This is a genomic window from Bacillus sp. FDAARGOS_1420 (genome assembly GCF_019344915.1).
Lineage (GTDB): Bacteria > Bacillota > Bacilli > Bacillales > Bacillaceae_G > Bacillus_A > Bacillus_A mycoides.
This window is the reverse complement of sequence record NZ_JAHWJB010000002.1, coordinates 2,346,735-2,361,538: the sequence shown is the minus strand read 5'-3', so window position 1 is coordinate 2,361,538 and position 14,804 is coordinate 2,346,735. Positions and strand designations below refer to the sequence as shown.

14 protein-coding genes, 3 pseudogenes and 1 riboswitch are annotated in these 14,804 nt (G+C 34.5%); of the genes and pseudogenes, 13 read left to right on the top strand and 4 right to left on the bottom strand.

Features of this window, described 5'->3' with window-relative positions; translation table 11 throughout:
* Positions 1–124 precede the first annotated feature (124 nt).
* The gene (locus tag I6L50_RS22365; protein ID WP_003190466.1) at positions 125–406 is read left to right on the top strand and encodes a DUF1292 domain-containing protein; all 282 of its coding nucleotides are present in this window, start codon (positions 125–127) and stop codon (positions 404–406) included.
* An 87-nt stretch (positions 407–493) separates the two neighbouring features.
* Here I6L50_RS22365 and I6L50_RS22360 read toward each other — a convergent pair whose 3' ends face one another.
* Together I6L50_RS22360 and I6L50_RS22355 are read right to left on the bottom strand one after the other, a co-directional pair.
* Positions 494–799 carry a hypothetical protein gene (locus tag I6L50_RS22360; RefSeq protein WP_219303151.1) on the bottom strand — a complete coding sequence of 102 codons (306 nt, stop codon included), beginning with the start codon at positions 797–799 and terminating at the stop codon, positions 494–496.
* A 168-nt stretch (positions 800–967) separates the two neighbouring features.
* The gene (locus I6L50_RS22355; RefSeq protein ID WP_374108428.1) at positions 968–2,263 is read right to left on the bottom strand and encodes a histidine--tRNA ligase; all 1,296 of its coding nucleotides are present in this window, start codon (positions 2,261–2,263) and stop codon (positions 968–970) included.
* Between the two features lie 342 nt (positions 2,264–2,605).
* On the opposite strand from I6L50_RS22355, the gene ybaK reads away from it, so the two are divergent.
* From ybaK to I6L50_RS22340, 3 genes are all read left to right on the top strand, one after another.
* Positions 2,606–3,082 carry a Cys-tRNA(Pro) deacylase gene (gene ybaK / locus I6L50_RS22350; protein WP_002142510.1) on the top strand — a complete coding sequence of 159 codons (477 nt, stop codon included), beginning with the start codon at positions 2,606–2,608 and terminating at the stop codon, positions 3,080–3,082.
* A gap of 682 nt (positions 3,083–3,764) precedes the next feature.
* Complete coding sequence (locus I6L50_RS22345) at positions 3,765–3,947, top strand: hypothetical protein (RefSeq protein WP_219303149.1); 183 nt, start codon at positions 3,765–3,767, stop codon at positions 3,945–3,947.
* A gap of 187 nt (positions 3,948–4,134) precedes the next feature.
* Positions 4,135–5,001 carry a PhzF family phenazine biosynthesis protein gene (locus I6L50_RS22340; RefSeq protein WP_219303148.1) on the top strand — a complete coding sequence of 289 codons (867 nt, stop codon included), beginning with the start codon at positions 4,135–4,137 and terminating at the stop codon, positions 4,999–5,001.
* A 213-nt stretch (positions 5,002–5,214) separates the two neighbouring features.
* Here the strand turns inward: I6L50_RS22340 and I6L50_RS22335 are convergent.
* Positions 5,215–5,388: pseudogene (locus I6L50_RS22335) on the bottom strand (cardiolipin synthase); the annotation flags it as partial.
* On the opposite strand from I6L50_RS22335, the pseudogene I6L50_RS22330 reads away from it, so the two are divergent.
* The 9 genes and pseudogenes from I6L50_RS22330 to I6L50_RS22295 form a co-directional block, all read left to right on the top strand.
* Positions 5,382–5,519 (top strand): annotated as a pseudogene (locus I6L50_RS22330) (IS6 family transposase); the annotation flags it as partial. The pseudogenes I6L50_RS22335 and I6L50_RS22330 sit on opposite strands and share 7 nt — an antisense overlap.
* A gap of 92 nt (positions 5,520–5,611) precedes the next feature.
* Positions 5,612–5,821, top strand: coding sequence for a glycine zipper domain-containing protein (locus tag I6L50_RS22325; RefSeq protein WP_000764044.1), 210 nt, complete (start codon positions 5,612–5,614; stop codon positions 5,819–5,821).
* A gap of 414 nt (positions 5,822–6,235) precedes the next feature.
* Positions 6,236–6,445 (top strand): annotated as a pseudogene (locus tag I6L50_RS35700) (hypothetical protein).
* A 320-nt stretch (positions 6,446–6,765) separates the two neighbouring features.
* Entirely contained in the window at positions 6,766–6,876 is a 111-nt protein-coding gene (locus tag I6L50_RS22320) for a YjcZ family sporulation protein (protein ID WP_000505679.1), read from the top strand.
* A gap of 492 nt (positions 6,877–7,368) precedes the next feature.
* Positions 7,369–7,785, top strand: coding sequence for a DUF1259 domain-containing protein (locus I6L50_RS22315; protein ID WP_001061492.1), 417 nt, complete (start codon positions 7,369–7,371; stop codon positions 7,783–7,785).
* A gap of 597 nt (positions 7,786–8,382) precedes the next feature.
* Positions 8,383–9,507 (top strand): helix-turn-helix domain-containing protein, encoded by a 1,125-nt coding sequence (locus I6L50_RS22310; protein WP_219303147.1) that lies wholly within the window; start codon positions 8,383–8,385, stop codon positions 9,505–9,507.
* Between the two features lie 16 nt (positions 9,508–9,523).
* Positions 9,524–10,549 carry an alpha/beta hydrolase family protein gene (locus I6L50_RS22305; RefSeq protein WP_219303146.1) on the top strand — a complete coding sequence of 342 codons (1,026 nt, stop codon included), beginning with the start codon at positions 9,524–9,526 and terminating at the stop codon, positions 10,547–10,549.
* A gap of 186 nt (positions 10,550–10,735) precedes the next feature.
* Positions 10,736–10,839, top strand: a riboswitch (purine riboswitch).
* 175 nt (positions 10,840–11,014) lie between these two features.
* Positions 11,015–11,896, top strand: a complete 882-nt coding sequence (locus I6L50_RS22300; RefSeq protein ID WP_219303145.1) for a 5'-methylthioadenosine/S-adenosylhomocysteine nucleosidase — start codon at positions 11,015–11,017, stop codon at positions 11,894–11,896.
* A 475-nt stretch (positions 11,897–12,371) separates the two neighbouring features.
* A complete protein-coding gene (locus I6L50_RS22295; RefSeq protein ID WP_219303144.1) occupies positions 12,372–13,199 on the top strand; it encodes an endonuclease I family protein in 828 nt (275 codons plus the stop codon).
* 142 nt (positions 13,200–13,341) lie between these two features.
* Here the strand turns inward: I6L50_RS22295 and I6L50_RS22290 are convergent, their stop codons facing one another.
* Positions 13,342–14,772 (bottom strand): YfcC family protein, encoded by a 1,431-nt coding sequence (locus I6L50_RS22290; RefSeq protein ID WP_002013955.1) that lies wholly within the window; start codon positions 14,770–14,772, stop codon positions 13,342–13,344.
* Positions 14,773–14,804: the final 32 nt, after the last annotated feature.

The window sequence follows — 14,804 nt, the reverse complement described above, 5'->3', positions numbered from 1 at the left end:
ATACTTTTGCTGAATCAGCAAGAATTTGTTGTTCTTTCTGTATGAATTCAACTTTTTTATGGAAAGATATGTTAGTAAGTGTGCAATTTGAACGTTTTATTTTTTAGAGTATGATAGGAGGAGAATGAATATGGAAGCAATTGAAGTAGGCGAAATTTTTAGTCTTACCGATGAGAATAATGAAGAACAGGAAGTTGAAGTGCTTGGAGCGATGGATGTCGAAGGTGCAGAATACATTGCGGTTGCCTTTGTAGAAGACATTCAAACAGAAACTGAGGAAGACATTGATATCTTCTTTTTAAAAATAGAAGAAGATAATGAATTCTCATACATAGAGAATGACGAGGAATTTGAAAAAGTATCTGCGGCGTTCGAGAAGATTATGGACGAGCAAGAACAAGAATAATAATAAAAAGAGTTAGACAAAAAGAGGGAGATGCATATTTGCCCTCTTTTTTTTATATGGTTGAAAAATATTTCTCTAATTTCTGTTTTAATCATAAAATTCTTTTGTGTTCACGGAAGCCGCATCTAATAGAAGGAAAATCGACGCTATAATATGTATAGCGATTTGTATATAGGGAAAGAAAGCAACTAGAATAGTGAGGATTCCTATATAATTAGCATAGGTTTTCATGCCTTCCTTTTTAGCTAATAAAATTGTAATGATATGTAAAGTAATTACTATAAGTAGTGGTATCCCGTATAAGTCAACTAGTCCTTGAAATAAATAACAAGGAATTAATAAAAGGTGGGAGATACCTGTAGTCCACTTCAATACTTTTACGACTGCCCTCAAAGTTAATTCCTCCTAAATAATATGTACGTATGAATATGTTACCAAATATAGTGGTGAATGGATATGTTTTTGTGATTCCTACTTATAGAATCTTATAATAATATTATGTAAACTGAATAGTTCTTTATTTGTGCACTAGAAAAACCACCCAAATGAGGGTGGCGCTTATTATATATAGTTATTAAATGTGTTATTTTCCAAGGAAGAGAGGGGAATCTTCACTTCAGTACCTTCCTTCATATTACGCAATACAACTGTTTCTGTAGATAGTTCCTCTTCACCAATTATTAGCACATACGGGATATTTTCTTTATTTGCATAATTAAGGGCACGTTTCAATTTACGTCCGGCTAGTTCAAGTTCGACTTTTAAGGAAGTAGTAGAGCGCAATTGCTGGGCAATTTGTAAACATTGTAATTCTGTCCCGAGTGGGATGATAAAAAGATCTGCTGTAGATGATGTTGTTGCTTTCTGTGATAGAGATGTATAAATGACATCTAATCCGAATGAAATACCGACTGTTGGATAGTTCATATTATCACCACGGAATGCTCCGATAATATTATCGTATCGACCACCGCTACCGATGCTAGATGTAATCGTGCCATCTTTTAGAAAGATTTCATACACAGTGCCTGTATACATTGTGAGTCCTCTTGCTAAAAACGGATTGAATATCGTATTTTCATTTATTCTGAGAGCGAGTAAGTATTGCTGTAGTTGTTGTAGTTCTTCTACTCCATCGGCGACAAGTGTATTATTGAAAGTGTCTTTAAAGTCGGCTGTAGGGAGCTTTAGGCAAGATAAAACAGTATTACATATTGTATCGGCCATTTCTACAGTAATCCCGCGCTCCAATACATCTTTTCGTACGCCATCAATCCCAATCTTTTCGATTTTATCTAATGATAAAATTACGTCACTCGTTAGTTCAGTAGGGATGTTAATAGACTGGAGAATACCGTTTAACAATTTTCGGTTATTATATTGGATCGTTACTTCTAAGTTTAACGTTCGGAACAGCTCAAACGCCATGCTCATGAGTTCAGCTTCCGCCATGACTGATTCTACACCCACTATATCAACGTCACATTGAATGAACTCACGGAATCTTCCTTGTTTAATTGGCCCATCTCGAAATACTTTCCCAATTTCATAGCGTTTAAAGGGTAGGCGGATGTTCGGATTCATCGCCACGACTTTTGCGAATGGAATTGTTAAATCGTAACGTAAGGCAAGGTCGCGTTTTCCTTGATCCTTAAGTGTATATATTTCTTTTAAAATTTCATCGCCACCACCGTACTTGTAAGACATAAGCTCATACATATTTAACGTTGGTGTCTCTAACGGTTTACAGCCATAACGTTCAAACGTATCTTCACAAGCTCTTTTAATTTTATTCCGTAATACTTGTTCCTCTGGTAAATAGTCTTTTGTTCCTTTTACATTTTTCATTTCCACTATAATCACTCCTCTTTTAAATTAAAAAAAGCTATGCGGGTATAAAAATACCCACATAGCTTTATGAACGCTTCGTGGGTCAACAGGAATAGCCCTGTACCCACGAAGAAAAATTTTTCTTCGGATACACGGCGTTACGTATGATGATGAAGTTGGAAAGAAGTATTAAAAGTTCGCATTACAAATCTCTCCTTAACATAAGTTTTTTCAAATTATATCAGATGATTTTTGAATTATCAATATTTTTAGTTTTGAAATATACGTGAAGTTATGTAGGAGGAATGGAAAAGGGTGTATAATATAATAAAACTTAATAATATGAAATAACCTTTTAAGGAGACCGCTATGAAAAAAGATAAAACTAATGCGATGCGAATATTAGATAAAGAAAAAATTGAATATTCGATGATGTCATATGATCCGGACGATGGGAAAATTGATGGCGTATCAGTTGCTGGGAAAATTGGTAGAGAAGTGAGAGAAGTATATAAAACACTTGTCGCTCAAGGGAATAGTAAGGATTATCATGTGTTCATTATCCCAGTAGATGAGGAACTAAATTTAAAAGCAGCCGCAAAGGCGGTCGGTGAAAAGAAGATAGAAATGATTCCTGTTAAAGATATTACGAAAGTTTCAGGGTATATTCGCGGCGGTTGTTCACCAGTAGGAATGAAGAAGTTATTTTCTACATGTATTGATGCGAGTGCTCAATCGCTTGAAACGATCATTGTAAGCGGCGGGAAAATTGGCGTGCAAATTGAGCTAAAAGTTGATGACTTGGCGAAAGTGACGAGAGCGCAGTTTGGTGAAATAACGAAATAAGTATACATAGGAAAAGAAGTTCTAATTTTATTAAATTTAGATAAAGATTTATAGGATAATTAGTCGATTATGAGGGCGGATTATCCTTTTTTATTTACATAATGAATGAAACGAAAAGAGATTGAATTTTCAGTTTAATTAGTATAATATGGATGTGTAATTATAATCATTTGTTTGGCTTTAGGAGGAGTACAATGCCTCGTTGCAAGGACTTTAAATAAACAAGCAGATGTTACTCTTAAAGATAGACAAAGGACGGGAGAGTGTTTTAATGAGGGTTTAAGAAATACCCATAAGAAAGCACATATTGGGGGATGCCAGTATTTTGGAAAAACCCCCACGCTAAGAACATGCAAGATTTTATAAAGTTTTTTGGCTAATCTAGTAACAAACAAGAGCCCTAAAACCATGCCAGGATAGGAATGTATAAAAAAATGTATAGATTCATAGAACTAAAAAAGAAGGTTCCCTTGTGAGAGCAGGGTTCTCCTTTTTCCTTGCTACCGATAATGAGACGTCATGTTAACCGAGTATGTATACAATATTCAACCGAAAACAAACAACATATCAACTCTCTCAAATGGTAAAATAGGGAAAAGGACATTCTAAATAATACCTTTAGAAACCACTATTTATCACATAGGGGTTTCCGAAAAAAAGTAAAGTAAAGGGGGAGGCATAAGTGAAATATATTAATGGATTGTACATATCACTTATATTGATGATGTTCATTAATTTACTTAATATTACAATGTTTGATAATAAATACTCAGGGATAACAATGTATATCTCTTCCGTTATATTCACAATTGGAAGCGCATTTTTCATAAATGTAAAAAGACTTAAAATCAGTGAGAAAAGATAAAACCTCTTGCAACTCAAAATCACTTAAGTCCTCCAGTTAAACAATCTGAAGGACTTTTAATAGTTTTCTAAATACATTGAGTCCCGATAATAGGATGTTATGTTAACTAGAGATGTATGGAATATACATGTCACTTTTTATATCTACAACATGATATACTGGGGAAAAAGAGAAAGAAGTGATTGGATTGAAGATTAAAACATATATGTTAAACGCCTTCACTAAAAATACAAAAGGTGGGAATCCAGCTGGGGTTGTTTTAGACACAAAGGATCTTACAACAAAAGATATGCAAGCTATTGCAAACAAACTAAATTTCTCCGAAACTGCATTTGTACTTCCTTCTGTAAATTCTGATTACGAAATTAGATATTTTACACCAAATGAAGAAGTTGCCATATGTGGACATGCTACAATTGCCACTTTTTCCTTATTAGCCCAAATGAAAGAAATAAATTCAAAAGTGTATACAATAAAGACTAAAGCGGGGATGCTTAACGTAAAAATTGACGAAAATAAAATGATATCTTTACAACAAAATCTCCCTGATTTCCTTACAACACTTCCTTGTAAAGAAATTATTGAATCTTTAAATCTAGATGAAAAACAACTAATACCTGATATGCCTATTCAAATCGTATCTACAGGTTTACATGATATTATTATACCTGTCAGAAAACTTTCAGACCTGTTAAAGATTATTCCTGATATGAAGAGGATTGCTGAAATAAGTAAGAAATATAATGTAATTGGTTATCATGTATTTACACTGGAAACACTATATAATTCTACAGCTCATTGCAGAAACTTTGCACCTTTGTTTAATGTTCCAGAAGAAAGTGCCACTGGTACATCAAATGCAGCACTAGCATGTTATTTAATAAAACAAAATAAAAATTTAAAAAAACATAATACCTTCACTTTTGAGCAAGGATATGTAATGGATCAGCCTTCAGAGATTATTGTAAATGTATCAACTGATTTTAATAATATTATAGATGTTCACGTAGGAGGCTTTACTTCTAATTTTCAAGAAAAATATATTATTATTTAAGAAAAATAACTTCCACTTTCGAAAATTATGTAAATGAGCTGTCCATATGGACAGCTCATTGTATTTTTGCTTAGCGTGTTTTTTTTGATGCATGTTGATCGTTTTTATCGTTTTGGGGTAACTCGTCCTTGTTAGCTTGATGGATATGGGGTATTTGCATTTCTTATCTTGATGGCAATGTGAAACTATCCCTAATATAAAAATACTTTGTCTTTACAAATAATACTCAAACATTTTTGCAACCTTTTCTTTCATTTTTTCTTTTATAGATAATTGATTGACGTCAGAGGATGTTACTTGCTTTGAATTTTGTAAGTCTGCATTAATCACTGGTTTTATTCTCGAAATATAGTTAGGGTCATGAATATAACAGTTCATTTCTTCATTGTTCACTCAAAAAATTAAAGGTGAATGACTTTTATAAAAGTACTACTCATTCTACAATCAAACATTTCAATAATTACATAGAACAAGATCATCGCTATGTAAAGCGCCGGTTTGCTAAATCCTCAGGATTCTAACACTTTGAATAAATCTGTCCTTATAGGTCAAAATATGTAAGGTATTGTGCTGGAATGCACTTGCCTATTCTAAATAAGGAGTGAGATGAGTGGCTGATAAAAACGAACGTAACCGTGTTGATAATGATGCTGGTGAAGCGGTAGGAACTGGTGTCGGTGCTGTTGCAGGAGCTGCTTTGGGTTCTGTTCTTGGTCCACTTGGTACCGTTGCAGGAGCTGTTGCAGGAGGAGCGATGGGTAACAAAGTCGGCGAAGGTGCCGATGAGGCTAATGACAGTGTTGCGAACCGAGAAGATTAGACTTTAACCAAAGTGACACTGAATGAATTGGATTCCCAAAAAGGGAGTCCTTTTTTTTATTAAGTTAATCCAGATTTTTCGAGTAAATTACCGGTGAGATTTTGAATCAATTCACTTAAAGTAACGGGTGCGTTAGCTCAACAATCTATAAGCAGCAATCATATTCATTTTCTTGATTTTCCGCAATCGGGCGCCTGAATAAACCTTAGATTGTTACATTTTTGAGTACAGTGAAGTATCTTATATTGGAAATTAAACAACTATATTTTAACCCCGTCCTAAATTTAGAACGGGGTTATGCTTGTTTTAGCTTTTAAAATTTAATAGCACCACCTAAATGGAAGTTTTATCTCGCAACGAAGAGGTAACTCCAGTTCTAAAAGAAGGGCCTGAAGTATTTTGGAGTTTGTAGAGTTGATAGATGCTTTAAAATATGTTTCACCAAGTCATGATAAACCTTTTAAAGCTTATAAGCATATTACTGGAAATTGGGATGATAACTGGGATAGTGTAAATTCACAGTAGAAAAATATAATTGGAGGATTATCAATTTCTAGTGTCCAAGGTGAAGCATTCAAGGCAGTTGCTAGTACCATAGAATGTTTCTTTAAGGAACAGGAATGACTTAATAGTCATTCCTGTTTGTTTTTTTGCGGTATCAAGTTAAGAAGCACATTCTTCCCCAAAAATCATAAAGATGAACTTCGGTGCTATAAAAAAATTCCATTTAGGGGGTACTTTAAAATCTTAGCTTGATAGTGATGTGGCGGTACCCCTTATTAAAATTAAAGTGGTTCAAGTTGGAGGAAGGCACCCTAGGCTGTCTTTTCTTTATTTTCAAAAGGACCTGCTCAATTCATGCGTAAAATCATAAAGTAATTTGAATCCGTTAAAATACATGAGTGACCCTATGTTTTACCCTCCAATCTAAAGGAGGAACTATTATGGGTTTTGGTGGTAGTTGTGGCGGAGGCTGCGGCTTTGCTGGAGGATTTGCATTACTAGTTGTATTGTTTATTTTATTAATCATCGTTGGAGCGGCTTGCTTCTGCTAAAAAACTATTAGAAAAGCCTACCTATTTCCGTAGGTGGGCTTTATCTTTATTACACAATACCAAAGTATACTCTCTTTTTCTCGTAAGCTTAATGCAATTATACATATTTGGTAAAATTACACTAAATAAATATTACATGTAGTAAAGTATAACTTGTGGACACGTTCTATAAAGCAGATTCTCCGATTAGAAGGCGTAACACATCTCAACCATATAGATGTGGGTTGCTTTAATCTAGCCAAACAAACGATCTCGATTCTCTTGTATTTGTACACTAATAATCTGGTAAAAATAAATAATTCTGTTTTATAGGACGTGTTTACTTAATGTCTAATACATATTATTAAAAGTAAAGTGGTTCAAATCGGAGGAAGGCACCTTAGAGTGTCTTTTCTTTATGGGAATTTCTTGAATTACTTATATAAAAGTTACTTCATAAGTATTAATACTTATGAAGTAACTTTTATCTGATAAGAAAGGGGCATCAGATTTATGAACAACCTTAATTTCCTTTGTGAGCAATTTGCTAAAATTCTTAATGGAAAAAGCAACATAAATCAGGGTGTTTGTTCTGTCTCCTTGCGTCGTAATATTAAAGTGTTTGTTCAAGGACGACCAAGCACCTCGGTGATACCGGTTGGGCTATCTTTTGAATCGTTAGATCAAAGTGGCAATGCGTTGAACTTTGGAGAAATCGCTATTTTACAAGAAGAAATTCCTTTGTTTATACAATCAATTGTTCAACAAGGGATTATTGTTAGCGCCTTACATAATCATTGGTTATATATGAAACCATTGATTATGTATATTCATATCCAATCTGTTGAACCACCATTAAGTTTTGCAAAAAAATTGGCAAATTCCTTTTCGGTTTTAAGTAGTTATCCAATTACTGATAACGGGAGCTAATGTTAAGTAGATCTTATTTATTCATTTCTTATATCGAGAATCATGTGAACAAAGAATGCCCTCCAGCTAAGCGATCTGGAAAGCATTTTTATAAATTTTTAGATACATTGAATTCCGATAATCGAAAATTATGTAAATAAGCTGTTCACTGGATTCTCATAGAAAACTGTGGTGAGATGAAATTTTTGATTTTGAAGTACTTCAAAATCTTAGCTAGATGGCTATGTATCGGTACCCCACAATAAAAAGGCAGGAACATATTAAATATGTTCCTGCCTTTGGTTTTATCCCGCATTAACGGGCAGTAAGACCCCCACCTCAAAATTCAGCGGAATTAAAGAAGTTAGGTGGGGGATCAACTGCCCGTAAAAGCCCGATTGGTGAAGGCTAATAATCAGTGTGGGATGAACAAAACCCCCACTGATTAAAGTTTCACTTTATTAAGTTTAATATCTATGACCTAAATATAATAAAATTTGGAGCTTCTTTTATTTTAGAGAGATGTTTCCTAACAGTTGATTTTGTTAACGAAAGTCGACTCTAAATCCATATTCTGTATAGAATATAGTACATATAATAAAAGTATGAGGTGATACAGTGAGAGAGATTCATATTCATAAAATCATTGCGGATAAGAGAAAAGAAAAGGGAATTACACAGGAAGAGTTAGCGGCGTATATCGGTATTACGAAGGCATCTGTTTCCAAATGGGAGACGGGGCAGAGTTATCCGGATATTACATTTTTACCACTGTTAGCATCGTACTTTAACATAAGTATAGATGAATTAATCTGTTATACACCACAAATGGAACAGGAAGATATTAAAAATTTATATCATAGACTAGCGGAAGCTTTTAGTGAAGAACCGTTTGATGAAGTAATGATGGAGTGCAGAGAAATGATTAAAAAATATTATTCTTGTTTTCCATTATTACTTCAAATGGGGCTACTTTTTATTAACCACCATATGTTAACAGAGGATACGGATAAAAGAACTGAAATTTTAGAAGAGGCAATGTATCTCTTTAGCCGAGTGCAGGAAGAAAGTGAAGATGTTTCTCTTGTGAAAGAGGCGGTATCGTTTCAAGCAACTTGCTATCTTATACTCAATAGACCAAATGAGGTGCTTCAATTACTTGGCGAAACGATACGTCCGAACTTTCCAGAGGAAGATCTAATCGCGAAGGCGTATCAAATGCTTGGAAATACTGAGAAGGCGAATGAAATGATGCAAATTAGTATGTATCAACATTTAATACAACTCGTTGCGACAATACCGAATTATGTAGTAGTAAATGCCTCAAACGCTGAAAAGGTAGAGGTAATTTTAAATAGAGCTTTCATGTTAATAGACATGTATGAAATAGAAAAACTACATCCTAATATGACTTTAAAAGTATACTATGCTGCTGCACAAGTATATTGCATGCAAGAAAATTTTGAAGGTTCATTAGAAATGCTACGGAAATATGCAGCTGTTTGTACGGATAGCTTCACAGTAAATAGTCTGCATTTACACGGCGATTCATATTTTGATGCGATTGATGGATGGTTTGCAGAATTTCCGCTTGGCGCTAAAACGGTTAGAAATGAGGATATTATAAAGCGAAGCATGCTACAAGGTATTGCAGAGAACCCGATTTTCGCATCGATGAAAGATGTAAGAGAGTACAAAAATATAATAGCGAGTTTGAAGTTTAAATTGGATATAAAAGAATAGAGGGAGGATAAATATAATGACTTTTGATGAATATGAAGTAGCGATAAATAGTGAATTTACTTTGTGCGGTACGATTACAAAGCCAAAAGCTGACGGGAAGTATGCTGCTGTTGTCATTATCGCTGGATCTGGAGAAGTTGATCGTGATGGAACGATAGTGCCACTGAATATGAAAGGGAATATGTATAAAGACTTGGCACATCTAATTACAAACCTCGGAGTAGTTACATTACGTTTTGATAAACGTGGTGTTGGAGCAAGTAGGGGTGAATTTATGAAAGCTGGGATGTGGGATTTAGTATCCGATATAGAAGCTGTTATTGCGTATTTGAAAGAGCAACCATTTGTTGATCCGGAAAATATCATTTTAGCTGGTCATAGTGAAGGGTGTATGTTAGCGACAGTAGTAAACGCAAGAACACCAGTTAATGGGCTCATACTTCTTACAGGAGCTGCGGAATCGTTAAAAGAAGCTACTAAAAGACAAAGAGAGATTATTTATAAAGAGTTAAAAGAGCAAAAAGGAATAAAAGGAAAGTTAATGCGTCTTCTCAATATTGAGAAACGGGGAGAAAAGCAGGCGCAAAAAGCAACAGAGAAAATGATAAACTCCAAAAAAGATATTGTTAAAATTGGTTTTAAGCCAATGAATGCAAAATGGCTTAGAGAGCATTTTCAGCATGACATTTATAAAGATTTAATGAAAGTAAAATGTCCAGTACTAGCAATTGCTGGTGATAAAGACTTTCAGACAGATCCTGAAAAAGCGAAGCGAATTGGTGATTATGTTAAAGGTGATTCCGAAGTACATGTAATAAAAAATATGGATCATACCTTAAAATATTTTGAAGGTGATTTTAAAGCGTTAGAATTTAAAAAGATTTATGCGGAAGGTGCAGATAAGCCGCTTCATCCGAAGCTGGAAGAAATTATTGTGAATTGGATGGATACGAATTTTACTTCGCAATATGCGGGCAGTAAGACTCTCAGCTCAATATTAGGCGAAGTTGAGGAAGTTGGAAGGGAGAGTAATTGTCCGTAAAAGATCGGTTGTTGTAGGTTAATCTAGTTTAGTATATGGGTAATAAGTTTTTTATCGTCGTTTTCCATTTAGGAATGATAAATCTTAACTATTTAAGTTGCAAAAACGAACATTCTTATTATTTTTATTAAAAATGTTCACTTTTAGATTGCGTATACACTAATAGTTTGTTATATTACCAATATAATAATTTTAAATAACATCACTCGTATATACTCGGTAATATGGTCCGAGCGTTTCTACCTAGTTCCCAATGAAAGAACTGGACTACGGGTTAAAGTATTCGGTCGCTTTCTGTATTGAGCCGCTACCGATCTATAATTTAGCAATGGCCTCATCTTTTGCTTAATTAACTTTGACTACCGTAGTTCTAGAAAGTAGAGATTCTTCTACAATTTCTAGAACTTTTTTCTTTGGACTAAAACTCCGAGTATATGAAACAACAAGAGAAAGAGGAGATTATTTATGAAGAAAAACCCGTTAAAAAAATATGGTGCCCTAGCAACTACTATCGCATTGTCATTCGCAATACTTGCAGGATGTAATGCTAGTCCAAAACAAGTAGCTGAGGCAAAAAGCAATCAAAACCCTATTTTAATTCAAGGCCCAATGCCAATAGAAGCTGAAAAATTTGCAAAAAGGTTAAAAAATGTGAAAGAAGAAAAATCGGGGAGTTTCGTATTTTATAAAGGAACTGTAGACAATTATCCTGTAATCGTTGCGAAAACAGGTAAAGGAATGGAAAATACAGCAGCCGCTACAGCAGTGGCTATTGAAAAATATAAGCCTATAGCGATTATTAACCAAGGAACATCAGGTGGACATGATCCTAATTTAAACGTATTTGATATTGTTTTAGGAAAACAAGTCGCGAATATAGGGTCATTAAAAACAACAAATATGGATGAGAACCAAGGGATTGAACCGGAAAAATGGATATCTATGGACTTAATGGCTTCTGAAGGAAGTGCAGGAGAAGATCCAAATGCTGAGAAAATCCGATACTATGAGGGAGATAAGGATTTACTTGCAGCAGCTAATGCAGTGAAAGATAAATATACAAAAGGTAAAGTAGTGGAAGGTACTATAGGTTCAGCAGACGTTTGGAATAATGAAGTTGATAGAATTAAATGGTTCCATACAAAATACGGTACATCTGTAGAAGAAATGGAAGGTGCAGCAGCAGCGCAAATCGCAAAAGCTTATGACGTACCATTTTTAGGGATTCGCGTATTATCTAACAATAAAACAAACGGCGGAAAATACAATCCAAATACAGCAGCGGCAAATCAAGAATATGTATATGAAGTAGTTAAAAAGTATATAGATTCGATACCAAATAAATAGTAGTAGTTCTGTCTCAATATAAAAATGTTATCATTACTGCACAATGTGTTGTGAACTCAGAATTACCAAAGTTTCTTTAATTAAAATAGATTGGTGCCTTACATGGTATCCAATCTATTTTTGTACTTATTTTTCAGAGGAAGAAGGGTTTTACACCAAAAAATAAAGACTGTTATAGAAAAAAGAAAAGTCGAACGATTTATCAAATATGCATGATTGCATAAAAAAATTGAAATTTATAAGTTAACATTAAACTACTTTTTAATTGTAAAGAATATTTTAATAATCTTTACTAGAGAAGGATATTCCTTGTGAAAAGTAGATAAACAAAAAGTGTGGGAATAATACAGAATCAATAGAGTTTTGTATTAAATAAAAAGAAAAGGATGGGTATGGCTTTCTAAAAGTTTTTGGGGGTTAGAAAGCATTTTTTAGTTAATAGCTTCAAATTATATTTTAAAGGGGAAATGGGTATATGAAGTTTCGAAATACAAAGCTCGCTATGGTTACACTATCTTCATTTTTTATTTTAGGTACTGCATCTCTATCATTCACAGATATCATACACGGTGAAGTAGCTTCTGCATCACCACAAGAGATTATTGTAAAAAGCTATGACGATACATATTATAATAATGCAATAGGAAAAATGGGTTTAGAATTAAAGAAGGAACTTCATAATATTATTGATGATCATACAAAGTTATCATACAGTGCGGTTTGGGAAGCACTAAGAGATACTGATGAAGATCCAAATAATAAAAACAATGTGCTACTTTTATATACTGGGCGTTCGCAAGGGAAACTTACGAATGGTTCAGGAGTTGATAATTGGAACCGAGAGCATGTTTGGGCAAAATCTCACGGTGATTTTGGAACGACTGCAGGAGCTGGAACAGATTTGCATCATTTAAGAGCGACGGATGTATCTGTAAATAGCTCACGTGGGAATCTGGATTTTGATAATGGTGGTGTGAATCATTCAGAAGCGACAGAATGTAAGTACGATAGTGATTCTTGGGAACCTCGTGATAGTGTAAAAGGAGATATCGCTAGAATGCTATTTTACATGGCTGTTCGTTATGAAGGAGACAACGGCGAAATAGACTTAGAATTAAATGAAAAGGTGAATAACAATAAAGATCCGTACATGGGTAAACTATCCGTTTTACTAAAATGGAATGAACAAGACCCGGTAGATGATTTAGAGCGAAAGCGTAATGAAGTGATTTTTACGAAATATCAACATAATCGTAATCCTTTTATTGATCATCCAGAATGGGTAAATAAAATTTGGAATTAAAATATTGAAAGGTATTTTGCTTTGAGAGAAGGGATTGATCACTATGATCAATCCCTGTTTATATCTATACTAGAATAAGTGATTTTTATAGGGTTGGAGAATAGAATAGATATTTTATTAAGTTAAGTATAATATGAGTCTTTTAATACGGTCCCCACTCAATATTCACGCCAACAATAAGAAAAATAAGTCCAATGATAAACCAAATGAATGCAAGTGGAGCCATGAAGCGAATCCATTTTCCATAAGAAATGCCGCTCGCTGCGAGAACGCCCATTAAAACACCGGAAGTTGGATTGAGGCAGTTCACTACACCTTCTCCAAGCATAACAGCCTGTACTGTAACTTGGCGTGTAATATGCATGAAATCGGCTAATGGAGCTAATATCGGAATGAAAATAACAGATTCTCCTGTCCCGGATGAAATGAGGAAATGTAATGCGGCACTACTTACATACATGCCGAGAACGCCAAATACAGGGCTATGTCCTTCGAGAGACTGTGCGAGTTGATTAACGATTGTATCAAGTAATTTGCCTTGTTCTAAAATGACTGAAATACAACGAGCCATTCCGACGATCAAAGCACCGTATATGAGATTTTGGCAGCCTGCTAGAAAAGTAGAAGCGATATCGTTTGCTTTCATACCACCTATTATTCCCGCTGTAATTGCTATGAATATAAAAGTAGCGGTCATTTCTGCGTCCGTCCAATGTAGACGAAAAGCGCCTATTAAAAATGCAATTAATGATAAAGCTGAAACGAGTAAAATTAATTTATGACGTATTGTCCAAGGAACTTCTGTTTTCTCTGTTTCTTTCTCACTTGAAAGAGCATTACTTGGAAACCAGTTATCTCCGAGTATGCTTCCTTTATTCGATTTTTTTAAGCGTTTTACATACCAATTAATATACAAAATGGTAGCAATTAAAAAAGAGATATAAATTGCCGTACGTAAACCAATTCCTGAAAACATCGGGAGTTCTGCGATTTTTTGTGAAATGCCTAAAGGTGAGGGAGATAAAATAGTAGCATTAAAACCAGCATAAGTGCCTAAATAAATAATTGCTACGCCGACGATAGCGTCCCATTTTAATGTGCGTGCAACGATGATGCCGATGGGGATAAAGCCGATAACTGAGTTCACGATAATACCAGTCGTTCCGAGAATAGAAAAGAGTGCGGCGACAATACAAATGAAAAGTAATTGCTGATTCCGAAATTTGTTAATTACATGATAGATTAAACCGTCAAGAGCACCTGTTTTTTCAAGAATTGCAATGGCTCCACCTGTAAATAAAATTAAGAAGATGATAGGAGCAGCAAGTGTCATCCCTTTTTCAATAGCGGTAAAAAAAGAAACAAACCCTACCGGCGATTGTGGAACAGAATGATAACTTCCTGGTATTGTCGTTGTAACAGTACCGTTTGTGACTCTTTTAAATTCTCCAGCAGGAACGAAATATGTAGCTATTGCACAAAGTAAAGCAATAAAAAATAGTAGTACGTACGCGTCAGGCATTTTAAACTTTCGTTTACTAGGCTGTTTTTTTGCCTCGGTCTGTAATTGCATAAAACCCCTCCTTTTTCACCTGGTTAATTTTT